Origin of the sequence: Streptomyces venezuelae, assembly GCF_008642335.1 — a bacterium.
Taxonomy (GTDB): Bacteria; Actinomycetota; Actinomycetes; order Streptomycetales; family Streptomycetaceae; genus Streptomyces; species Streptomyces venezuelae_F.
Window position 1 is genome coordinate 2,305,082 of the sequence record NZ_CP029191.1, and the last position, 22,671, is coordinate 2,327,752.

The window sequence follows — 22,671 nt, forward strand, 5'->3', positions numbered from 1 at the left end:
GGAAGAAATGCCGCGGGACCATCGCTCCGCCAAATCCGTGAGGCTCCTCCTCGCCGAGGACCAGGGCATGATGCGGGGCGCCCTCGCCTTACTGCTGGGCCTGGAGGCGGACATCGAGGTCGTCGCGCAGGTCGGCAGGGGGGACGAGATCGTCGACGCGGCGCTCAACGCCCGCCCGGACGTCGCGCTGCTCGACATCGAGTTGCCGGGACGCAGCGGTCTGGACGCCGCCGCCGACCTCCGCGAGGAGTGCCCCGACTGCCGGGTGCTGATCCTCACGACGTTCGGCAGGCCCGGGTATCTGCGGCGCGCCATGGAGGCGGGCGCGGTCGGGTTCCTGGTCAAGGACGGGCCCGTGGAGGAGCTCGCCGAGGCGGTCCGGCGGGCGCTGCGGGGCGAGACGGTGATCGACCCGGCGCTCGCCGCGGCCGCGCTCAGCGCCGGGCCCAGCCCGCTGACGGGCCGTGAGGCGGACGTCCTCAAGGCCTCCGTGGACGGCGCCACGGTCGCCGACATCGCGGGCACGCTGCACCTGTCGGAGTCGACCGTACGGAACTACCTGTCGGCGGCGATCGGCAAGACGGGGACGCGGAACCGGATGGAAGCGGTGCGGGAGGCCCGGCAGCAAGGGTGGCTGTGAGCCCCGGCCGCACGGGTGATTGCGCGCCGTCGGCGGGAAGGTGCGCGTGCCGAGGGCAAGGCGGTGTCAGTCCTGCACTGACACCTCCACGTGATCCCTTTTGTCGTCGTGGACACGGATCGACTCCAGCTTGCCCTTCGGGCCCGGCTCGCCCTCCTCCCTCGTGAACCAGAGGTAGGCCGAGCCCGCCGCCTTGTGGAGTTCGGGCTCGGACGTGCCGTCCTCGTACACATACGCGACGCGGGTCGCTCTCGGGCCCACGTGCCCGACAGTGACGGTCCTGCCCTTCACCTCGAACTCCACCGACGCGAAGCTCAACCCGTCGTCCCCGCCCGGCTCCTTGTCCTGGAGTCCAAAGGACGTGACCTTGTCCTTGCCGTCGGCCGTGACGACGACCGCGTACCAGGGGCGGTCGAAGTCCGGGACGGGGTCGGTCTTCCGCTCGTCCCAGACGCCCGCCGCGATCATCGCCACCTTCTGGCCGTGCGCCTCCTTGTCGTCACGCGGTGCGCCCCACACCTGCAGCTCCACGCGCGCCGACTCGTTGCCCGAGCCGTCCCGCACCTCCGTCAGCGGCGTGTACCGCGGGGTGTAGACGTGTCGGTCCTGCGCGGTGCCGTGCCGCGACGCCGCCTGTGTGCGGTCCCCGCCGTCCACCACGGCCAGCGCCAGCGATCCGGTCGAGGCGACGATCGTGGCGGCCGCCAGGGCACCGAGGGCCCAGCGGCGCGTCTTCCTGCGCCGGCCGCCGCGCAGCACCGCCTGGTACGGGGCCGTGCCGATCTCCACCCCGTCCGCCGCGTCCGCCAGGCGGTGGGCGATGTCTCCGTGCGCGTCCACGTCCGCGCCGAGGCGCGCCGGGTCCTGGTCCCTGGTCATTACTTCTCCCCTCGGCTTCCGACCTTCTCGGTCAGTGCGGGTATGGCACGCAGCTTGGCGATCCCTTTGGCGGCATTGCTCTTGACCGCGCCGACCGAGCAGCCCATGGCCTCGGCGGTCTGGGTCTCGCTCAGGTCCTCCCAGTACCGCAGGACGACCGCTTCGCGCTGGCGGGTGGGCAGTTGGGCGAGGGCGTGCAGCAGCGCCGCGCGGTCGTCCGCCTGCGCCATGCGGTCGCCGTGCTCGGGTCTGTCGAACACCGGGCCCGCGTCCTGCAGCGACAGGAACTCCTTGAGCTTGCGGCGGTGTTTGCGCGCATGGATGTTGATCATGATCCGGCGTACGTACGCATCCGGATCACCCGCCGTGCTCACCCTGCGCCACGACACGTAGGTCCGCTCCAGGGACGACTGCACCAGGTCCTCCGCGGCGTGCTGCTGCCCCGTGAGGAGAAACGCCGTCCGCATCAGATGCGGCCAGCGACTGGTGATGAATCCCTGGAAGTCGGTCTGCTCTCGCTCCCCCATGAATACCTCCTTGCACAGTGGAGTCCATGAGGGCCGCGAACCGTTGCCTCAGTCGGAGTCCTGACCCCGATTCCGGCGTCCCGGCATCCACACGAGCAGCACCACCACCCCCGCCAGCAGGATGAACGCGCTGGTCCTGAACGCCATCGCGTAGCCGTCGGTGAGCGCCTGCGGCGACGTCGAACCGTGCATCTGCGCGGCCGCCACCGTGGAGAGCACCGCGAGGCCGAGCGCGCCGCCCATCGTGCGTGAGGTGTTGACCAGGCCGGAGACGAGTCCCGCGTCGCCCGGCCGGGCGCCCGACGTGGCGAGCGAGGCCAGTGGGGTCGTCGCGAGGCCCGCGCCGAACATCATCACGAGGCCGGGCAGCAGGATCGCGGTGACGTACGCGCCGTCGACCGTCATCGTCGACTGCCATCCGAAGCCCACGGACGCCACGACGATGCCGAGCACGGAGACGTTCTTCGGCCCGAGCACCGGCATCAGGCGCGGCGCGAGCATCGAGCCGAGGACGACGGTCAGCGAGGACGGCATGAGGGCGAGGCCCGCCTTGAGCGGGGAGTACCCGAGGACGTTCTGGGTGTAGAGCGTCATGAACATCCACATGGCGAACATGCCGCCGCCGCACACGAACATCGCGGCGTTCGCGGCCGACACCGTCCGTACCTTGAACAGCTTCAGCGGCATCAGCGGCGCCTTCGTGCGCGACTCCACCACGAGGAAAGCGGCGAGCAGGGCGAGGCCCGCGGCGAGGGGAACGAGGGTCGCGGCCGCCGTCCAGCCCTTCTCCTCGGTCTGCACGATGCCGTACGCGAGGGTGGCGAGACCCGCCGTCACCAGGACCGCGCCCGGCACGTCCAGGCGCCGGGTCCTGTCGGCCTTGCTCTCGGTGAGCCAGGCGATGCCCGCGACGATCACCAGGGCGCCGACCGGCACGTTGATCAGGAGCACCCAGCGCCAGGAGAGCAGGTCGGTCAGGACGCCGCCGACCAGGCCGCCCGCCGCGCCGCCGCCCGCGCCGACCGCCGACCAGACGCCGATGGCCCGTGCCCGCGCCGGGCCCTCGGGCACGGCCGACGTGAGGATCGTCAGGGTCGAGGGGGCGAGGACCGCCGCGCCGAGACCCTGCACGGCGCGCGCCGCGAGGAGCTGCCACTCGGCCTGCGCGAGGCCGCCGCCCAGGGATGCGGCGGTGAACAGGCCGAGGCCGACGAGGAACATCCGCTTCCGCCCGAAGAGGTCTCCGGCGCGCCCGCCGAGCAGCATGAACCCGGCGAAGGCTATGGAGTACGCGTTGACGACCCACTGCAGGCCCACCGCGCTCATGCCGAGGTCGGACCGCATCGACGGCAGCGCGGTGTTCACCACGGACACGTCCAGGACGACGAGGAACTGGCCGGCGCACGCGGTGAGCAGGACGGCCCACACCGGGACGGCCCTCTTCCGCGGAGCCCGCGCGGCCCCGGAGGGGGGCGGGGCGGCGCCGGTGGGCGACGAGGGCGACGACGGCGACGAGGACGAGTAAGTGGTGGAGGGCGTCTGGACCATGACAGCCATCCTCTCAAGCGAAACTCGAGCGACGCATCGGAAATTCGCTCGACAGGACCTGGGCCCTCGGACCTAGGACCCAGGACCGCCCTCCCCACCCCGACGACCAGGCCCTACGGCCGCCGCAGCACCGTCACCACGGCCGCCCCGCCGAGCCCGATGTTGTGCGCGAGCCCCACCCGCGCCCCCTCGACCTGCCGGGCCGCCGCCTCCCCGCGCAGCTGCCACGTCAACTCCGCGACCTGCGCGATGCCCGTCGCGCCGAGCGGGTGGCCCTTGGAGATGAGGCCGCCGGAGGGGTTCACCACCCACCGTCCGCCGTACGTCGTCGCGCCGCTCTCGACCAGCTTTCCCGACTCGCCGGGCGCGCACATGCCCAGCGCCTCGTACGTCAGGAGTTCGTTGACGGAGAAGCAGTCGTGCAGCTCGACGACGTCCACGTCCTCGATGCCGAGTCCGGACGCCTCGTACACCTGGCGCGCCGCCGCCCGCGACATCGGCTGTCCGACGGCGTCGACGCAGGACCCGGAGTCGAAGGACTCGCCGGTGTCGGTGGTCATGGCCTGGGCGGCGATCTCGACCGCCTTCGACGCCAGCCCGTGCCGCTCCACGAACCGCTCCGAGACCACCACCGCCGCCGCCGAGCCGTCCGACGTCGGGGAGCACTGGAGTTTGGTGAGGGGGTGGTGGATGGTCCTGGCGGCGAGGATCTCGTCGACGGTGTACGCGTCCTGGAACTGCGCGTACGGGTTGTTCGTGGAGTGCCGGTGGTTCTTGGCGCCGACCGCGGCGAGCTGCGCCTCGGTCGTGCCGTACTTCTCCATGTGCTCGCGGGCCGCGTTGCCGAAGATCTGCGCGGTGGGCGGGGTCATCTCGAAGCCGTGGCGGGCGGCCATGATGCCGTAGTGCCGGGCCACGGGCGACGTCTTGAAGTCGCCCCCCTCGCTTCCCCCGCCCAGCGCTCCCCGCGTCATCTTCTCGAAGCCGAGCGCGAGCACGCAGTCGTTCAGGCCGCCCTCGACGAACTGGCGCGCCAGCATCAGGGCGGTCGAGCCGGTCGCGCAGTTGTTGTTGACGTTGTAGACGGGGACGCCCGTCAGGCCGAGTTCGTAGGCGGCGCGCTGGCCGGCCGTCGAGGCCTGGAAGCAGTAGCCGACGGGGACCTGCTCGACCTGGTCGTACGTGACTCCGGCGTCCTCAAGGGCCAGGGTGCCTGCCTCCTTCACCATGTCCCAGTACTGCCAGTCGCGCGTCTCGGGCTTCTCGAACTTCGTCATCCCGACGCCGACGATGTAGCTCTTCATGACGCTCGTACTCCTTCAGTGCGGAGGTCAGTCACGGGGCAGGCCGAGGATGCGCTCGGCGACGACATTGAGCTGGACCTGGGTCGTGCCGCCCGCGATCGTCAGGCAGCGCGACATCAGGAAGCCGTGCAGCGCCCGCTCCCCCGGGCCCTCGCGGACCGCGCCCGCCGTGCCGAGGAGTTCGAGGGCGAGCTCGGCGACTTTCTGCTGGTGCGGGGTCTGGACGAGCTTGCGTACGGAGGCACCCGCGCCCGGCTCCGCGCCCGCGACCTGCCGGATCGTCGTGCGCAGCCCGATGCAGGCGACGGCGTGCGCCTCCGCGGCGAGCGCTCCGATGCGCGCGCGGCAGGCGCCGTCGAGGTCACCGGCGCGCGCGATGAGGGCCTCCAGACCCGTGTCGAACGTCAACTGGTCCGCCATGTGGACGCGTTCGTTGCCGAGGGTGTGGCGGGCGACCTGCCAGCCGTCGTCGATCTCGCCGACGACCGCGTCGTCCGGCAGGAAGACGTCGTCGAAGTACACCTCGTTGAAGAGGGCGTCCCCGGTGATCTCCTTGAGGGGACGGACGTCGATGCCGCTCGCCGTCTTCATGTCGACGAGGAAGTACGTCAGGCCCTGGTGCTTGGGCGCCGACGGGTTCGTACGGGCGAGGAGGATGCCGTGGTCCGCCCACTGGGCCGCGCTCGTCCACACCTTCTGCCCGTTGACGCGCCACCCGCCGTCGACGCGCTCGGCCCGCGTGCGCAAGGACGCGAGGTCGGAGCCCGCTTCCGGTTCGCTGAAGAGCTGGCACCAGAGCAGCTCGCCGCGCAGGGTGGGGGCGAGGAAGCGGTCCCGCTGCGTCTCGGTGCCGTACGCGATGAGGGAGGGGATCACCCAGGTCGCGATGCCCAGATCGCTGAGCCTGACCCCGGCCGCCTGCAACTCCTCCTGGATGACGAGCTGGTGGACGGGGCCCGCGCCGAGGCCGTGCGGGGCGGGGAGGTGTGGGGCCGCGTAGCCGGTGGGGGCGAGGGCCTTGCGGGCCGCGGCCGGGTCGAGTCCGCGGGCGGGGGCGATCGCCTCGCGGGCCCGGATCCGGTGGTCGTACGTCTCCGCCTCCTCCCGGAGCTCCATGCGCAGCTCGCGGCGCGCACCGCCCTCCGCGAGCCGCACGGCGCGCAGCCGGTGCGCGTCCCCGGTCCCCAGCAGCTGTCGCGCGACGACGGCGCGGCGCAGATACAGGTGGGCGTCGTGCTCCCAGGTGAAGCCGATGCCGCCGAGGATCTGCACACAGTCCTTGGAGCAGGAGTACGCGGCGTCCAGGGCGGTGCCCGCGGCGAGCGCCGTGACCAGACCGCGCACGTCGGCGGAGATGTCGGACGCGGCCGACTCATCAGGCTCGTCCGCCGCGCGGGCCGCGTCCCACGCCAGGGCCCGCGCCTGCTCGACGCGGACCAGCATGTCGGCGCAGAGGTGCTTGACGCCCTGGAACCGTCCGATGGGCCGTCCGAACTGCTCGCGTACCTTGGCGTGTTCGGCGGCGGTGTGCAGGGCCCACGCGGCGGTGCCGCACGCGTCGGCGGCGAGCACGGCGGCGGCCAGATCTCGGACGGTCGCGGAGTCCACGGCGAGCACCCGGTCGGCGGGGACGTGGACGCCCCGGGCGCTCACTTCGGCGGTGGGCCGGGTGGGGTCGGCGCTCTCGTGGGTGCGTACGGTCAGCGCGGCGGCGTCGACGGCGAGCCGGAGCGGCCCCGATGCCGGTGCCCCCGCCGCCGCCAGAATCAGCAGATCCGCCTCCCCGCCGGAGAGCACGGGCGGCGCCACGCCGTCGAGGACGTACCCGCCGGGGACGGCGACGGCGGTCAGCGTGCCCGCGTCCAGGGCGACGGCACCGATCCGCTCGCCCCGTGCCAGCTCGGCGGCGAGTCCGTGCGCGCCCGCCCGGTGCAGCACCAGCGAGGCGAGGCAGCTCGCCGCGAACGGCCCGGGGAGCGCGGCCCGCGCCGCCTCTTCGAGGACCACGGCCAGGTCGAGGAGGTCGCCGCCCCCGCCCCCGTACTCCTCGGGCAGGTGGACGCCGAGCAGCCCCTGTTCCGCGAGTCCGTCCCAGTGAGCGGGGCGGCCGCCGCGGGGTGGTCCGTCCAGGAGCTTGCGCGTCTCCTCGGGCGGTGCGGCGCGCGCGATCCAGCCGCGTACCGCCGTCGCCAACTCCCCTTGTTCCCGCGTGATTCCGATCCCCATGGGCATCCTCGCCGGTAGCAGCTGCCGGGACGGCGACAGACTAGAACACGTTCCAATCTGACGGAAGGTCAGAAGCCGCGTCGCCCATCGGACCGGTCGCGGCCCGACTGATGACTCGGTTAACAAAGGGTCAAGAATTCCCCTCGTACGACATCCGTCGGAATAGTCGCCCGGGGAAACAGGTTCGGCTTACACATACGTGCCCGCTCCTGCCGTTCCGCTCCTGCCGAGCCCGACCTTCCGCCCCGGAGGCCCCAAGCAATGTCGATGTCGATGTCGACGAACCACCCACGCGGCATACGCGGGGTCGTCCCCGTGCTCGCCTTCTCCGGCATCGTCGTCGCGGTGATGCAGACCCTCCTCGTGCCGGTCATCAAGGACCTGCCCGAGCTGCTGAACACCTCGCCGTCCAACGCCACCTGGGTCATGACGGCGACCCTCCTCGCCGGCGCCGTCTCGACGCCGATCATGGGCCGCCTCGGCGACCTGTACGGCAAGCGGAAGATGCTGCTCAGCAGCCTCGCCGTGATGGTCGTCGGCTCGCTGGTCTGCGGCTTCACCGACGATCTCGTCGTGATGATCGTGGGCCGCGCGCTGCAGGGCTTCGCGATGGGCGCCATCCCGCTCGGCATCGGCCTGATGCGCGACGAGCTGCCCCGCGAGAAGCTCGGCTCGGCGATGGCCCTGATGAGCTCCTCCATCGGCGTCGGCGGCGGCCTCGCCCTGCCCGTCGCCGCGCTGATCGCCCAGCACGCCGACTGGCACGCCCTGTTCTTCGGCTCCGCGGGACTCGGCGTCGCCTCGATCCTGCTGACCCTCGTCTTCGTCCCCGAGAGCCCGGTCCGCGCCGAGGGCACCTTCGACGTGCTCGGCGCGCTCGGCCTCTCCGCCGGACTCGTCCTGTTCCTGCTGCCGATCACCAAGGGCAGCGACTGGGGCTGGGGCGACCCGACCACGCTCGGCCTCTTCGCCGCCGCGGCCGTCGTCCTCGTCCTGTGGGGCGTGATGGAGCTGCGCGTCAAGGCCCCGCTGGTCGACCTGCGCACCACCGCGCGCCGCTCGGTGCTCTTCACCAACCTCGCCTCGATCATGGTCGGCGTCGCCTTCTACGCCGTCTCGCTCGTCCTGCCCCAGCTGCTCCAGCTGCCGACGGCGACCGGGTACGGCCTCGGCCAGTCGATGGTGGTGGCGGGCCTGTGCGTGATGCCGCTCGGCCTGACGATGATGTTCACCGCGCCGGTGTACGCCCGCCTGTCGGCGAAGTACGGCCCGAAGGTCACCCTCATCCTCGGCATGCTGATCATCGCGATCGGTTACGGCGCCGGGCTCGGCCTGATGAGCGCCGCCTGGCAGACCATCGTCATCTCGGTGCTCCTCGGCGCGGGCATCGGCCTCGCCTACTCCTCGCTGCCCGCGCTCATCATCGGCTCGGTCGACCCGTCCGAGACCGGCGCGGCCAACGGCCTCAACACGCTGATGCGCTCGATCGGCACGTCGGTGTCCAGCGCCGTGATCGGCATGGTCCTCGCCAACACCGCCGACCACGTCGGGGGTGTCGCGGTGCCCACCCTGCACGGCTTCCGCCTGTCGTTCCTGATCGCGGGCGGCGCGGTCGCCATCGGTCTGCTCTTCGCGCTCATGCTGCCCTCCGCGCGCCGTCCGGCCCACACGCAGCTGCGGGCCAGCAGCGAGGAGGACGCGAACCTGGAGCGTGCCGTCCAGGTGCTCGCGGGCTTCCATGGGCAGGTGCGGGGCGCGGACGGCACGCCCGTCGCCCGCGCGAAGGTGACGCTGATCGACCGCAGCGGGCGGCAGGCGGGCGCGGCGCTGACGGACGACGGCGGGCGGTACGAGCTGGCCGTGCCCGGCGACGGTTCGTACGTCCTCGCCGTGCGGGCCACGGGTCACGGTCCGCTGGCGTCGGCGGCGGCCCACCCCGGCCAGGGCCGCCCGGTCGAGCTGGACCTGTCGCTGCCGGGCAGCAGCGACGTACCGGCCTGAGGCCCGGCACGCATCCCCGGAACACGGCACCCCCGTCACGCCCGTGGCGGGGGTGCCATGCATCATGGGCGGCCGTACCTACGCGCACACACCTGCCCCCACACGCGTACGACCTGGAGGAACCCATGGCTGCCGTCGCCGAGCCCGCGCCCGCGCCGATGCCCGAGCCGGACGTCCTCGCCGCCTTCGAGGCCGCCAAGGGCTTCATGCCGCGCGGCGAGGGGCTCGCGCTGTACGCGGCCGCGACGGAGGCCGCCGCGCTCGGCCTGCCGCTCCTGGAGGTCGGCACGTACTGCGGCCGCTCCACGATCCTGCTCGCCGACGCGGCCCGGCGGGCCGGGGTGAGCGCGATCACCGTCGACCACCACCGCGGCAGCGAGGAGCAGCAGCCCGGCTGGGAGTACCACGACCCGGAGACGGTGGACCCCGAGGTCGGCCTGATGGACACGCTGCCCACCTTCCGCCGCACCCTGCACAAGGCGGGTCTGGAGGAGCATGTGATCGCGATGGTCGGGCGCTCGCCGCAGGTGGCGAAGGCGTGGGGCGGCGCGCTCGGCCTGGTCTTCATCGACGGCGGCCACACGGACGAGCACGCCACGGCCGACTACGAGGGCTGGGCGCCGCACGTCGCCGAGGGCGGGCTGCTCGTCATCCACGACGTGTTCCCCGACCCGGTCGACATCATGACCGGACAGGCGCCGTACCGCGTCTACCTCAGGGCCCTGGAGTCCGGCGCGTTCACGGAGGTCGCGGTGGCGGACTCGCTGCGCGTGCTGCGGCGCACGGCGGCGGGGATCTGACCTCAACGGGAGCGACGGGTATCTGACCTCAACGGGAGCGGGGCGCCCGGCCTCGCGGATAGGCTCGCCCTCGTGTCGTACGTAGGTCCGGAATTCGATCCCTCCCAGCCGCCCCGGCGCAGCGTCCGCCGACCGCTGACGGTGGCCGTCGCCGCGCTGGTGCCGACCTGTCTGGCGGGCTACCTCGTCTACCAGGCGACCAGTGGGCCCGACGGGAACGAGCCCGCGAGATCGCTGCCTGCCTCGTCGAGCGCCTCCGCCGACCGGGACGCGCCGTCCGGCTCCTCCTCGCCCTCCTCTTCCGGAACCGGCCCCTCCGACAAGGCCAAGGAAAAGGACAAGAACGACAAGGACGGCAAGGGCGGGGACGCCGACGACAACGATTCGGCCACGAAGCCGTCCGGTGGCCGTCCCGCCGCCAACGGCCCCCTCAAGGGCAAGGTCGTCGTGATCGATCCCGGTCACAACCCCGGCAACTTCCGCCACCCGTCGGACATCAACCGGCAGGTGGACATCGGGACGAACCGCAAGGAGTGTGACACGACGGGCACCTCCACCAACCACGGCTACACCGAGGCGAACTTCACCCTGGACGTCTCGCGCAAGCTGCGGACGCTGCTCCAGAAGCAGGGCGCCACGGTCAAGTTCACGCAGGACGACGACCGGCCGTGGGGCCCGTGCGTCGACGAGCGCGCCCGGATCGGCAACAAGGCGCACGCCGACGCGGTGGTCTCCATCCACGCCGACGGTTCGGGCGCGGGCAACCGCGGCTATCACGTGATCATGCCGGGCAGGGTGCGGTCGGGTTCGGCCGACACCTCGGCGATCGTCGGACCCTCGAAGGAGCTCGGCGAGCGCATCGCCGGAAAGTTCGTGAGCGCGACGGGCAGCGCCCCCTCGAACTACATCGGCGGCGGCACGGGCCTCAACACCCGCACGGACCTCGGCGGCCTCAACCTCTCCACGGTCCCCAAGGTGTTCATCGAGTGCGGGAACATGCGGGACGCGAAGGACGAGGCCCTCCTCACGAGCCCCGCGTGGCGCCAGAAGGCGGCACAGGGGATTTCGGAGGGAATCGCGGGGTTCCTGCGGGAGTAGGGACGGAAGCGGAAGGTGAACGTCTTCGCCATGAAGCGTGGACGTCTTTATCCCGAGCAGACACCCCGCACGTCCGGACGATATTGTCCTCCCTACGATGAGGGGCCACCCCCGCGCTTCGCGCACCGCGACACGACCGCGACTACGGCGACAGCGACGCCTCCACTGACGAGACGACTGACGAAGGACCCTGAAGTGAATTTCCGCTCCCTCACTCGAGGCGACGGCGTGGTGATCGGAGCAGCGGTGTTGCTCTTCATCGCCTCGTTCCTCGACACCCTCGACATCGACGGCGCCCCCGATGACAAGCTGCCGAACGCCTGGGAAAACGGCAACCTGCTGCTGAGCGTGTACCTGCTCGGCATCATCGGTGCGGCCCTCATCGTCGTCGGCCGCGCTCTGCCGCAGCAGCGCAAGGTCGTGGGCCTCGACCTCGGTCAGCTCGGCGTGGCCTTCGCCATCGCCGCCGCGTGGAGCTCGCTCGGTGCGATCTTCGACACCGACCAGTCCTACAACTTCTTCTTCGACAGCTCGCTCGGCCGCGCAGAGACCCCGGACGCCGGTGTCGGCCTCATCCTCGGCCTGATCGCCGCCCTGGTGCTCGCCGCCGGCGCGGTCGCCGGGCTGATCGTTCCTGCGCTGAAGGCTCCGCTCATGGGCGGCCCGAAGCCGATGGCCCCGCAGCCCTACGGCGGTCAGCCGCAGGGTGGCTACGGCTACCCGGGCGCCGGTGCGGGTCAGCCGCAGCAGGGTGCCCCGTACGGCGGCCAGCCGGGTCAGCCGCAGGGCCAGTCCTTCGGTGGCCAGCCGCAGCCGCAGGCCGGGCAGACCCCGCCGCCCGCGCAGGGGCAGCCCGCCGGTGACTTCTCGCCGTTCTGGTTCGCCGTGCCGGTGCCGCGTCCGCTGTACGCGGAGGACGGCTCGCCGACGCCGATCGCCGAGCTGGCGCCGGGCACCTGGTACCTCGCCGTCGAGCAGCGCGGTCCCGGTCTGGTGGCCCAGACGCAGGACGGCCGTCGCGGCGTCCTTCAGGACACCACGGGGATCCAGCGCGGCTGATCCCACGCATCGCGGTACCGCGGCCCCTCGCCCTTCCGGGCGGGGGGCCGTTGTCGTACAGTCCCTGCCCTACGGACCCAACCTGACGCACCGTCAGCTCAGCAGGGAGGCAGGCCTATGCGGCTCGGGCTCGCACTCGGATACTGGGGGCGCGGCCCCGACCCCGGACACGTCGCCCTGGCACAGGAGGCCGAGCGGCTCGGCTACGACTCCGTGTGGACCGCCGAGGCCTGGGGCTCGGACGCCTTCACGCCGCTGACCTGGATCGCCGCGCGGACCTCGCGGATCAGGCTGGGCACGGCCGTGGCGCAGATGGCGGCACGCTCCCCCGTCACCACCGCCATGCACGCGCTCACCCTCGACCACCTCTCCGGCGGCCGGATGATGCTCGGCCTCGGGCTTTCGGGGCCGCAGGTGGTGGAGGGGTGGTACGGGCGGCCGTTCCCGGGGTCGCCGCTGACCGCGACACGCGAGTACGTCGACGTGATCCGGCAGGTCCTGCGCCGCGAGGGCCCCGTGGAGGTCGCGGGCCGCTTCCACTCCCACCCGTACACCGGCGAGGACGGCACCGGGCTCGGCAAGCCGCTCAAGCCGATCACCCATCCCCTCCGCGCCGACCTGCCGATCCTGCTCGGCGCCGAGGGTCCCAAGAACATCGCGCAGACGACGCGGATCGCGGACGGCTGGCTGCCGCTGTACTGGTCGCCGCTGCGGACGGACGTGTACGAGGCGTCGCTCGCCGACGTCCCCGAGGGGTTCCTCGTCGCCCCGATGGCGCGGGCCAAGGTGTGCGACGACGTCGCCGAGGGCCTGCTGCCCGTCAAGGCCATGCTCGGCTTCTACATCGGCGGGATGGGGCACGCGGCCCGCAACTTCCACGCGGACCTGATGGCGCGCATGGGGTACGAGGACGAGGCCCGGCACATCCAGGAGCTGTTCCTCGCGGGCCGCAGGGAGGAGGCGGTGCTCGCGGTGCCGGACGCCTTCGCCGACGAGATCTCGCTGGTCGGGCCGCGCGCGCGGATCGCGGAGCGCCTTGAGCTGTGGCGCAAGGGGCCGGTGACGGATCTGCTCGTGCTCGCGCCGGACCCGCACACGCTGCGGGTCCTGGCCGAGCTCAACGCGTAGGCAGTGGAGCGGACTCGGTCAGCCCTTGGCCAGCTCGCCCGCCGACGGCACCTTGTCCTTGACCTCCGCGCCCGCGCTGCTGCCCGCGCCCTTGATGTTCTTGATGATGTCGTCGAAGGAGTTCACCGCCGAGTCCGTGCCCTCGCCCTTGCGGAGCTTGGACGGCAGGTCCTTCAGGGCGTCGATGCCGGACGTCAGCGGGGCCACGGCCTTGGAGAGCGTGGGGTCACCCTTCGCGTTCTTCGTCGCGGCCTTCAGCCTGTTGTACGTGAACGCGCCCGCGAGACCCGCCTTGATCAGGGCGAACTTGCGGCCGCCCGCGCCCTTCTTGAACTTGCCCGCGCGGTACGGCTTCACGATCCACTGGTACGTCGCCCCGGCGGCCAGGCCCGCGTTGGCGACGAAGCGGGTCTTGGCGAACTTCTGCTTCTCGGCGCTGCTGCTGGTGGACGGCGCCGACGCGGCGGCGGTGTCCTCGCCGCTGTTGCCGCAGGCCGTCGCACCGGCCAGCAGGGTGCCGCAGAGCGTGAGGGAGACCGCGGCACGGCGGACGGGTACGGAGCTGGGCACGACAGGGCCTCCAGACGGGAGCTGAGCGGTCCGCGAGGGAACGCGGACCTCTCCCGCAGCCTCACCCCGGCACCCGCCCGCCGCCACCGGGATGCGCCCGTCCGGGTTTCAAGGGGGCGTTCCCAGGTATCCGGGCCTTATGTCTCCCACGCGGAACTCCCACAGCAGCACTGCGGCGCGAGTCATCGTCATCGTCGCCGACGTCATGGCCGCGATCCTCGGCCTGTGGATCCTGATGTACCTGCTGGACGCGAACCGCGCCAACGACCTCGTCCAGTTCATCCACGACGTGGCCCGCTGGCTGGCCGGCTGGTCCCACGACCTCTTCACGTTCGACGAGGACTGGGCGCGCGTCGTGGCGGGATACGGTCTCGCCGCGATCGTCTACCTCTTGGTGGGCCACGCCCTGGCCGGCCGTCTGCGCCGCTACTGAGGCGCCTCGGCTGCGCAGCAGTCCGGGTCCAGGCCCACCGGCAAACGGTCGCCCGAGAAGATCGCGCAGGTCGCCTCGTCGCCGCCGAGTGCCGCCACGGCCAGGAGGAGTGAGCCCGCCGTCCAGGTGGTGAGCTCCTCGGGCCAGACGGTCTCGTCGTCGAAGACGTAGCCCGTCCAGTACAGGCCCGACTCCGGGTCGCGCAGGTGCTGGATGGACTGGAGGATCTCCAGGGCGCGGTCGGACTCGCCTATCACCCAGAGCGCCAGGGCGAGTTCGGCGCTCTCGCCGCCGGTGACCCACGGGTTGGGCACCACGCAGCGCACCCCGAGGCCGGGCACGACGAAGCGGTCCCAGCCCTCCTCTATACGGGACTTGGCGGCCACTCCGGTCACCGCGCCGCCCAGGACGGGGTAGTACCAGTCCATCGAGTAGCGGCCCTTGTCGAGGAACCGCTCGGGGTGGCGGCGGATCGCGTGCGCGAGGGCGCCCGCCGCCAACTCCCAGTCGGGCTGCGGCTCTTCGCGCTGCTCGGCGATGGCGAGGGCACACCGCAGCGCCTGGTGGATCGAGGACGAGCCGGTGAGGAGCGCGTCGGTCACCGGCGTGCCGTCCGCCTCCCGCTTCCAGCCGATCTGCCCGCCGGGCTGCTGGAGCGCGAGCACGAACTCGACGGCGGCGACCACCGCGGGCCACATGCGGTCGAGGAACGCCTCGTCGCCGGTGGAGAGGTAGTGGTGCCAGACGCCGACGGCGAGGTACGCGCAGAAGTTGGTCTCGCGGCCGCGGTCGGTGACGTCGTCGGGGTCGCCGTCGGCGTACGCCGCGTACCAGGAGCCGTCCGGGTTCTGGTGGCGTACGAGCCAGTCGTAGGCCCGCTCGGCGGCCGCGTGCTCGCCCGCCGCGTCCAGCGCCATCGCGGCCTCGGTGTGGTCCCACGGGTCGAGGTGGTGGCCGCGGAACCACGGGATGGCGCCGTCCTCGCGCTGCACGGCGAGGATGCCGCGTACCGTCGCCATGGCCTGATCGGCCGTCAGGACGCCGGGCAGGACGAGGTGTTCGGTCCGCTCCGGGCTCGTCACTTGGCGGCCGCCGCGGCGTCGGCGTCGGCCGAGGCCTTCGGGAGGTGCGGCTTGGTCGCGTACGCCACGAAGCTCTTGCCGACGACGGGGTTGAGCAGCTGCTCGGCGACGCGCGTCGCGAGGGGCTTCTTCATGATGTCCCAGACGAGCAGCTTGTGGTACGCCCGTACGGGCAGCGCCTTGTCGTTGTCGACGCCGAACGCGCACTTCAGCCACCAGTACGGCGCGTGCAGCGCGTGCGCGTGGTGCGTGCCGTACGGCTTGAGGCCCGACTCCCGCATCTTCTCCAGGAGTTCGTCGGCCTTGTAGATGCGGATGTGGCCGCCCTCGACCTCGTGGTAGGCGTCGGAGAGGGCCCAGCAGACCTTCTCCGGGCCGTAGCGCGGGACCGTGAGCGCTATGCGGCCGCCCGGCTTGAGGACGCGCACCATCTCGGCGAGGACGCCCTTGTCGTCGGGGATGTGCTCCATGACCTCGGAGATGATGACGACGTCGAACGACGCGTCGGGGAAGGGCAGGTTGAGCGCGTCGCCCTCCATCGCGGTGGCCGTGGCGCCCGCCGGGGCCTCACCGGCCTCCTTCATCGCGGCGAACCACTTGGCGACCTCGCGGATTTCCTCGGCGTTCTGGTCGAGGGCCACGACCTGCGCGCCGCGCCGGTAGCACTCGAAGGCGTGCCGGCCCGCGCCGCAGCCGAGGTCGAGCACGCGGTCGCCTGCGGCGAGCGGGAAGCGGGTGAAGTCGACGGTCAGCACGTGGCCCTGCTTTCGTGGTGAGGTCCTGCAACTTCGGGGGCGGCCTCGGCCGCGGGAAGGGCGTGGCCGCGGGCGACCGCCCGAGCGGTGCCGCGTCGCGCGGAGCCTTCGATCGCCGCGCGGTACAGCTCCGCCGTCCCCTGCGCGGCGCGCGCCCAGGTGAACTTGGCGAGGACGCGTTCGCGGCCCGCCGCGCCGAGCCTGGCCCGCAGGTCGGCGTCGCCGAGCAGCCGGTTCAGGCCGTGCGCCAGCGCGCCCGCGTCGCCCGGCGGTACGGCGAGGCAGGTCTCCCCGTCGGGGCCCGCGACCTCCGGGATCGCGCCGCCGGTGGTGGCGAGGAGCGGCGTGCCGGTGGCCATCGCCTCGGCCGCCGGGAGCGAGAACCCCTCGTACAGCGAGGGGACGCAGGCGACCTGCGCCGAGCGGACGAGGTCGACGAGTTCGGCGTCGGTGATGCCCTTGACGAACTCGACGGCGCCTTCGAGGCCGTGCCGCTCGATGGCCTGGGCGACCGGGCCGTCCTCGGCGCGCTTGCCGACGACGACGAGGTGTGCGCCGGGGTGGTCGGCGCGGACCTTGGCGAGCGCCTCGACGAGGTGGACGAGGCCCTTGAGCGGCACGTCGGCGCTGGAGGTGGTGACGATGCGGCCGGGGACTTCGGGGACGGCGGGGTCCGGCGAGAAGAGGGTCGTGTCGGCGCCGATGTGGACGACCTCGATGCGGTCCGCGCGGACGCCGAGGTGGTCGACGATCTCCTGCCGGGACGTGCCGGAGACGGTGAGGACCGAGGGGAGGCGGCGCGCGACGCGCTTCTGCATGCGCGTGAACGCGTACCAGCGGCGGACGGAGGCGCGGCGCTTCCAGTCGGGCGCGGCGTCCAGCTCCAGCTGCCGGTCGACGGTGATGGGGTGGTGGATCGTGGTGACCAGGGGCGCGCCGAGGTCGCCGAGGAGGCCGTACCCGAGGGTCTGGTTGTCGTGCACGACGTCGAAGTCGCCGCGCCGGGCGCGCAGGTGGCGGCGGGCGCGGAGGCTGAAGGTGGCGGGCTCGGGGAAGCCGCCGGTCCACATGGTCGCCACTTCGAGGGCGTCGACCCAGTCGCGGTACTCGTCGCGCTTCGGGGTGCGGAAGGGGTCCGGCGAGCGGTAGAGGTCCAGGCTGGGGAGCTCGGTGAGCTTGAGGCCCGTCAGGTCCTCGCCCTCGTCGAGGACGGGGTAGGGCTGCGCGCCGATCACCTCGACGCTGTGGCCGAGCCGGGCGAGCTCGCGGGAGAGGTGGCGTACGTAGACGCCCTGTCCCCCGCAGAACGGGTTCCCCTTGTACGTGAGGAGCGCGATGCGCAACGGGCGCTCGCCGTCGGCGCCGGAGCCCTTTCGGGGGCGTGCCTCCATGGCCTCAGCGGTCACTCTCGGGCCCCCTTCTCCCTGCAGTTCTCCGCGAGGTTACGCCGGGACGGTAATCTAGAACAAGTTTCAGACTGGATCGCTGAATGATCGCTGGACGAGCTTTGAATCTACCGGCAGGTAGGCGAGCTGTAAGGCCCGGATCAGGTGATTCGCGCCACGACGGGCTCCCTGCCATGCTGTGCGATCTCGCGAGGCGTAGCGGAGGGGCATCGACATGACAGCGGAAGTCAAGGCGGCGAACCCTGCGGCGCCTGCCCTCACCGAGCGCCAGGAGGCGCGCCGCCGCCGCATCCTGCACGCCAGCGCGCAACTGGCCAGCCGTGGCGGCTTCGACGCGGTGCAGATGCGGGAGGTCGCCGAGGCGGCGGGCGTCGCGCTCGGCACGCTGTACCGGTACTTCCCCTCGAAGGTCCATCTGCTGGTGGCCACGATGCAGGACCAGCTGCAGCACATGCACACGACGATCCGGAAGCGTCCGCCGGCCGGCGAGACGCCCGCCGAGCGGGTCGCCGAGACGCTGATGAGGGCGTTCCGGGCGCTGCAGCGCGAACCGCATCTGGCGGACGCGATGGTGCGGGCGCTGACCTTCGCGGACCGCTCGGTGAGCCCCGAGGTCGACACGGTGTCGCGGCTGACGACGGCGATCATCCTGGACGCGATGGGGCTGGCGGAGACGCCGACCGCGCAGCAGCTGTCCGCGGTGCGGGTCATCGAGCACACCTGGCACTCGGCGCTGATCACCTGGCTGTCGGGCCGCGCCTCCATCGCCCAGGTGAAGATCGACATCGAGACGGTCTGCCGCCTCATCGACCTGACGGCGAAGCCCTCCGCATAGCTCGCCGGTCGACCCCTCTTTGTAACTCGCCGGTCGAGCCTTGGCCCTAGCTTGCCCGTCGAGCCTTGCCCATAGCCTCACAGCGGGGTTTTACACATAGCCTGTCGGCGCCCACGTGCCCATAAGCCGTCCGTCACCTGTCCGACGCACGGGGGGCGCACAACCGTATGGCAAATGCGCCCCTGCCCTTCCCCTTGGCCAGTTCTCTGCGTCACGACTGGGGTACTCACCGCTATGAATGTCAGCGTGCTTGAACGGAGCAACCGGAGCTGGGAGCTGGAGGGGCAGAGCGTGATCCGGGTTCTTCTCGTGCACGACGCCTGTCTGTTGCGAATGGCTCTGGCGGAGCAACTTGCCCGCGAGCCGGATCTGGAGGTGTTCCAAGCGCCGTGGTCCCATGCGCGCGGGCGGTACCGGAGCGTACGACCGGACTTAGGTGTGGTGGACCTCGATGACGAGGCCACCTACGCACATGCTCCGCTCGGCGATCTCACCGGGCCGTCCGCGATGGGGAGAGGGTGCCGGGTCCTCGTGCTCGCCACCGCCAACCGCCCCGGCCAGCTGCGGCGGGCCGCCGAGGCGGACGCGCTCGGCTATGTGAACAAGGCGAGCCCGCCGGAACGGCTGCTCACCGGGATCAGACAGGTGGCCGCGGGCCGGCGCTTCGTCGACGAGTCACTGGGCTTTGGGTTCCTCAAGGCGGCGCAGATGCCGCTCACCCGGCGCGAGCTGAGCGTGCTCTCACTCGCCGCCGGGGGCGCGTCGGTCGCCGAGATCGCCAACAGCCTCCATCTGTCCAACGGAACGGTGCGCAACTACATGGCCGCGATCACCCGGAAGACCGGGGCGCGCAACAGGATCGACGCCATACGGATCTCGCAGGGAGAGGGGTGGGTGTAGACCCCGATCGCCCGCTCCATTGAGGTCCCGGTAGAGAGGGGAACGTTCCATCAGCTCGTCGTGCCGGCCGCACAGGGCATGCGTCCCGTCCATCACCAGGACGCGGTCGGCACGGCGGGCCGAGCTGATGCGGTGGGCGATGACCACCAGCGTGCCGCCCGGCCGGGCGGCGAACGCGCGCTCGGCGCGCGACTCCGCGACCGGGTCGAGGTGACAGGTCGCCTCGTCGAGGATCACGAGGGGGGCGTACGACAGGTAGGCGCGGGTCAGCGCGATCAGCTGCCGCTCCCCCGCCGACAGTTCCGCCGGGACCAGTTCCGCGTCCGGGCCGCCGAGCCGCTCGACGAGCGGGGTCAGGCCGACGGCGTCGGCGGCGGCGAGCATCTCCGGCTCCGGGACGGGGTCCTCCCGCAGATAGCGCAGGTTGTCACGGAGCGTCCCGGTGAAGACGTACGCCTCCTGCGGGATGAGGACGCGCCGCCCGACGGCCGCCGTCCCGCGCACGGCATGCCCGTCGACGCGTACGTCGCCCGCGTCCGGTTCGAGCAGTCCGGCAACAATTCCGGCCAAAGTGGATTTGCCGATGCCACTGGGTCCGACGACCGCGAGGTGCTCGCCCCGCGCGACGGTGAGCTCCAGGTCCTTCAGGACGGGTTCGGCGTGGGGGCCGTAGGCGAAGGTGAGGGCGGAGAGACGGAGGGCGGGGGCGGGTGCCCGGCGTTCGGGGGCCTCGTCCTCGGGCGGCGCGGGATGCTCCGGCGCGTCCCAGATCAGCCTCCGCAGGACGATCGCCAGGCGGGAACCGCTCGCGCCCAGGCCGTGGACCAGGTTGTGGAGGGCGGGAAGCAGGGCCTGTGTGACATAGGCGAGGGCACCCACCAGCGCGCCCGGGGTCACCCCGTTGTCCAGGAGCCAGGGGCCAGTGGCGAGGAGCAGCACCAGTGGGAGCTGGCCGCCGATCGCCAGGGCCGCCGTGCGCAGGACGCCCCAGCGGGCGAGGGCGCCGGCCGCCGCGTACTCCGTGGCGACACCCCGGTCGAGGTCCTCGGCCACGTCCTGTTCCGCGCCCGCCGCGGCCACGTCCCGCAACCCCGGCGCCACGACCCCGAGTTGTCCCGCGAGCTCCTCGTCCGCGACCAGGAACTCCTCCTGCCTGCGGGCCAGCGGGCGCAGGGTCGCCACGAACAGGCCGATCCCGGCGAGCAGCGGCGGCGCGACCACCAGGAGCAGCAGCGGGTCCAGCGAGAACAGGCCGACCAGCGCGCCGACCGCCGTGAAGACGAAGGAGCGGGAGACCATCACCAGGCCCGCGAAGGTGTCCCTGGCGATCTCCACCTGCTGGGTGAGCCGCGACACGGCGCCGCCGTCCGCCTCCCGCAGCCCGCGCCCGACGACCTGCCGCACCAGGGAGTCCCGCAGCGGTTCCACCAGGTCGGCGACGGCGCGGTACACCTGCCCCGTGCCGTACGCGGCGACGAGCACGCCGAGCGCGGCCGCGCCGAGCCAGCCGAGGCCGACCGCCTCGTGCCCGTCGAGGAAGCCGTCGTCGAGCGCGTGCGCGAGGGCGTACCCGGTGAGGAACGTCTGCCCGGTCTCCAGGACCGACCAGAGCGCGAGCCGCAGCACGACCGGCCACCTGCGCCGCAGGAAGCGGACGCCCCTGCGGTACGGGCCCGGTCGCGTCGACGTGACCTCGGCGGACCGGTTCACGCTCCGAACACCTCCCGGTACTCCGCCCGTTGCCACAGCTCGGCATGCGGGCCCACTGCCCGGATCCGGCCCTCGTGCAGCCAGGCCACCGTGTCGGCGCGGGCCGCCGTCGCCGCCCGGTGGGCGATGATCAGGCGGCTGCGGTGCGGGGTATGGCGGAGCAGGGCCTCGGCGATGTGGTGCTCGGTGACCGTGTCCAGGCTCGACATCGCGTCGTCGAGGATGAGGAGCCGGCCGCCGCGTGCGAACGCCCGTGCCAGTCCGAGCCGTTGGGCCTCGCCTCCGGAGAGGGGCGCTTCGGCGCACGGGGTGGCGTAGCCGTCCGGGAGGCGGGTGATGAAGGGGTCGGCGCGGGCGGCGCGGGCCGCCTCGCGGACGCGTTCGGGTGCGGGGCGGGGGGAGCCGAAGCCGATCGTGCCCTCCAGGGTGCCGCCGAGCAGCGCGGGCCGCTCGAAGGCGTAGCCGACCTCGCGGCGCAGTTCCTCGCGGGTGAGCGAGTCCAGGGGGACGCCGTCGAGGCGTACGTCTCCTTCGTCGGGGTCGGCGAGGCGGCCCGCGAGGGCGGCGAGCAGGGACTTTCCGGCGCCGGACCGGCCGACGACGGCGACCGTGGCGCCCGCGGGGACCGTGAGGTCGACGCCGTCGAGCACGGTGCGCCCACCACGGCTCGCCCGTACCCCGCACAGCTCCAACAAGCCGCCTCCGGGCGGCAGGTGCGCCGCACCGTAAGCCGTCTCGGGTTCCGCGAGCACCTCTTCCAGGCGTCGCGCCGCGGCCCGCGCCCGCACCAGGCCGCCGAGCTGTCCGACGAGCATGCCGACGCCGGTGGCGAGCACCGCGTACCGGGACGCGGCCAGCAGGTCGCCGACGCTGATGCGCTCCTGGAGCACGAGGTGGCCCGCCACGGCGGCGACCGCGATCTGCAGCAGGGGGGCGACGGCGACGGCCTGTGCCTGGGAGCGGCCCTGGACGCGCCACATCCGGTGGCCCTGGCGGGAGAGTTCGGGCAGGGTCCGCAGGACCCGCGCCGCCTCCTTGTCCTCGGTGTGCGCGGCGGCGATGGTCCGCGCCCCGCCGATGGCCTCGCTGAGGCGGCCCGCGATGTCGCCCTGGACGTGCTGGTAGCGGGCCACGCAGTCGGAGGAGACGCGCACGAACGCGCGCAGCAGGAGGAAGAGGACGGGTGCCCCGGCGACGAACGCCACGGCGAGCCAGCCGTCGATGAGGGCGAGGGCGACCACGGCGCCGACGGGGGTGACCAGGGCGGCGAGGAGCGCGGCGGCGGTGGCGGGTGCGATGCCCGCGTGCGCCGCGTTGTCGATGAGGCGTGCGACGAGGTCGCCGGGGGCGAAGCGGGCGGTGGTGCGCGGTCCGACGCCGAGTACGTGGCGGACGACGCGGCCGCGCAGCCAGGCCGTGGTGCGGGCGTTGGTGGTGCCGGTGAGGACGCCGTCGAGGGCGTCGAGGAGTGCGCTCGTCGCGATCAGTGCGGCGCAGGCGAGGATCCAGCGGGTGGCGTCGGTGTCGCCGCGGCCGGTGAGGTGGCCGGTGAGGACGGCGTCCAGGGCGTGGCCGATGGCGAGCGGCAGGAGCAGGGCGGCGCCCGATCCCGCGACGGCGCAGAGGGCGAGGACGGTGCAGCGGGCGGCGCTGTACCGGGTCGCGGCGCCCAACAGGCGGTCGCGTGCGGCGGGCTGTTCGGGGCGGGTGGTGGTCGTCGCCATGCGGTACGCGTCTCCGTCGCAGGGGTGAGCCCGGGCGGGCCCCTGA

19 protein-coding genes and 1 pseudogene are annotated in these 22,671 nt (G+C 72.5%); 9 read left to right on the forward strand and 11 right to left on the reverse strand.

Features of this window, described 5'->3' with window-relative positions; genetic code table 11:
* The first annotated feature begins 7 nt into the window (after positions 1-7).
* A complete protein-coding gene (locus DEJ49_RS10310) occupies positions 8-640 on the forward strand; it encodes a response regulator transcription factor (protein WP_150188142.1) in 633 nt (210 codons plus the stop codon).
* Positions 641-706: 66 nt separating this feature from the next.
* Here DEJ49_RS10310 and DEJ49_RS10315 read toward each other — a convergent pair whose 3' ends face one another.
* The 5 genes from DEJ49_RS10315 to DEJ49_RS10335 all read right to left on the reverse strand — a co-directional run bounded on the left by DEJ49_RS10315 (position 707) and on the right by DEJ49_RS10335 (position 7,124).
* Positions 707-1,519, reverse strand: a complete 813-nt coding sequence (locus tag DEJ49_RS10315) for a hypothetical protein (protein ID WP_150183857.1) — start codon at positions 1,517-1,519, stop codon at positions 707-709.
* A complete protein-coding gene (locus DEJ49_RS10320; protein ID WP_150183858.1) occupies positions 1,519-2,046 on the reverse strand; it encodes a SigE family RNA polymerase sigma factor in 528 nt (175 codons plus the stop codon). Before DEJ49_RS10320 ends, DEJ49_RS10315 begins: the two co-directional genes overlap by 1 nt.
* Before the next feature lie 48 nt (positions 2,047-2,094).
* On the reverse strand, positions 2,095-3,594 hold the full coding sequence (locus tag DEJ49_RS10325; protein ID WP_150183859.1) for an MFS transporter: 1,500 nt from the start codon (positions 3,592-3,594) through the stop codon (positions 2,095-2,097).
* Between the two features lie 113 nt (positions 3,595-3,707).
* Positions 3,708-4,898, reverse strand: coding sequence for a lipid-transfer protein (locus DEJ49_RS10330; protein WP_150183860.1), 1,191 nt, complete (start codon positions 4,896-4,898; stop codon positions 3,708-3,710).
* A gap of 27 nt (positions 4,899-4,925) precedes the next feature.
* Positions 4,926-7,124, reverse strand: a complete 2,199-nt coding sequence (locus DEJ49_RS10335) for an acyl-CoA dehydrogenase (RefSeq protein ID WP_150183861.1) — start codon at positions 7,122-7,124, stop codon at positions 4,926-4,928.
* 267 nt (positions 7,125-7,391) lie between these two features.
* Here DEJ49_RS10335 and DEJ49_RS10340 point away from each other — a divergent pair, with 267 nt between their 5' ends.
* The 5 genes from DEJ49_RS10340 (at position 7,392) to DEJ49_RS10360 (ending at position 13,210) form a co-directional block, all read left to right on the forward strand.
* Positions 7,392-9,125 carry an MFS transporter gene (locus DEJ49_RS10340; RefSeq protein WP_223832786.1) on the forward strand — a complete coding sequence of 578 codons (1,734 nt, stop codon included), beginning with the start codon at positions 7,392-7,394 and terminating at the stop codon, positions 9,123-9,125.
* Between the two features lie 125 nt (positions 9,126-9,250).
* Entirely contained in the window at positions 9,251-9,925 is a 675-nt protein-coding gene (locus DEJ49_RS10345) for a class I SAM-dependent methyltransferase (protein WP_150183863.1), read from the forward strand.
* A 72-nt stretch (positions 9,926-9,997) separates the two neighbouring features.
* Positions 9,998-11,023, forward strand: a complete 1,026-nt coding sequence (locus tag DEJ49_RS10350) for an N-acetylmuramoyl-L-alanine amidase (protein WP_150183864.1) — start codon at positions 9,998-10,000, stop codon at positions 11,021-11,023.
* 195 nt (positions 11,024-11,218) lie between these two features.
* Positions 11,219-12,082 (forward strand): hypothetical protein, encoded by an 864-nt coding sequence (locus DEJ49_RS10355; protein WP_150183865.1) that lies wholly within the window; start codon positions 11,219-11,221, stop codon positions 12,080-12,082.
* Positions 12,083-12,199: 117 nt separating this feature from the next.
* Complete coding sequence (locus DEJ49_RS10360) at positions 12,200-13,210, forward strand: LLM class F420-dependent oxidoreductase (RefSeq protein WP_150183866.1); 1,011 nt, start codon at positions 12,200-12,202, stop codon at positions 13,208-13,210.
* Positions 13,211-13,228: 18 nt separating this feature from the next.
* Here DEJ49_RS10360 and DEJ49_RS10365 read toward each other — a convergent pair whose 3' ends face one another.
* Entirely contained in the window at positions 13,229-13,780 is a 552-nt protein-coding gene (locus tag DEJ49_RS10365; RefSeq protein WP_150183867.1) for a hypothetical protein, read from the reverse strand.
* A gap of 139 nt (positions 13,781-13,919) precedes the next feature.
* Between DEJ49_RS10365 and DEJ49_RS10370 the strand changes: the two genes are divergently transcribed.
* Positions 13,920-14,213, forward strand: coding sequence for a hypothetical protein (locus DEJ49_RS10370; protein WP_150167242.1), 294 nt, complete (start codon positions 13,920-13,922; stop codon positions 14,211-14,213).
* Here the strand turns inward: DEJ49_RS10370 and DEJ49_RS10375 are convergent.
* Genes DEJ49_RS10375 through DEJ49_RS10385 form a run of 3 tightly spaced genes read right to left on the reverse strand, consistent with a single transcriptional unit; the run spans position 14,207 to position 17,456 of the window.
* On the reverse strand, positions 14,207-15,295 hold the full coding sequence (locus DEJ49_RS10375) for a prenyltransferase/squalene oxidase repeat-containing protein (protein ID WP_150183868.1): 1,089 nt from the start codon (positions 15,293-15,295) through the stop codon (positions 14,207-14,209). The genes DEJ49_RS10370 and DEJ49_RS10375 overlap by 7 nt on opposite strands.
* Positions 15,292-16,050 carry a class I SAM-dependent methyltransferase gene (locus DEJ49_RS10380; protein WP_150183869.1) on the reverse strand — a complete coding sequence of 253 codons (759 nt, stop codon included), beginning with the start codon at positions 16,048-16,050 and terminating at the stop codon, positions 15,292-15,294. The genes DEJ49_RS10375 and DEJ49_RS10380 overlap by 4 nt, the downstream gene beginning before the upstream one ends.
* Complete coding sequence (locus DEJ49_RS10385; protein ID WP_190329309.1) at positions 16,044-17,456, reverse strand: glycosyltransferase family 4 protein; 1,413 nt, start codon at positions 17,454-17,456, stop codon at positions 16,044-16,046. Before DEJ49_RS10385 ends, DEJ49_RS10380 begins: the two co-directional genes overlap by 7 nt.
* A 214-nt stretch (positions 17,457-17,670) precedes the next feature.
* Between DEJ49_RS10385 and DEJ49_RS10390 the strand changes: the two genes are divergently transcribed.
* Both DEJ49_RS10390 and DEJ49_RS36850 read left to right on the forward strand, forming a co-directional pair.
* Entirely contained in the window at positions 17,671-18,291 is a 621-nt protein-coding gene (locus DEJ49_RS10390) for a TetR family transcriptional regulator (RefSeq protein WP_150183870.1), read from the forward strand.
* A 507-nt stretch (positions 18,292-18,798) separates the two neighbouring features.
* A pseudogene (locus DEJ49_RS36850) lies at positions 18,799-19,107 on the forward strand (LuxR C-terminal-related transcriptional regulator); the annotation flags it as partial.
* Here the strand turns inward: DEJ49_RS36850 and DEJ49_RS36855 are convergent.
* Positions 19,033-20,901: an ABC transporter ATP-binding protein gene (locus tag DEJ49_RS36855; RefSeq protein ID WP_317850447.1), complete on the reverse strand. Its 1,869-nt coding sequence runs from the start codon at positions 20,899-20,901 to the stop codon at positions 19,033-19,035. The pseudogene DEJ49_RS36850 and the gene DEJ49_RS36855 sit on opposite strands and share 75 nt — an antisense overlap.
* On the reverse strand, positions 20,898-22,625 hold the full coding sequence (locus DEJ49_RS10400; RefSeq protein ID WP_150183871.1) for an ABC transporter ATP-binding protein: 1,728 nt from the start codon (positions 22,623-22,625) through the stop codon (positions 20,898-20,900). The genes DEJ49_RS36855 and DEJ49_RS10400 overlap by 4 nt, the downstream gene beginning before the upstream one ends.
* Positions 22,626-22,671 lie beyond the last annotated feature (46 nt).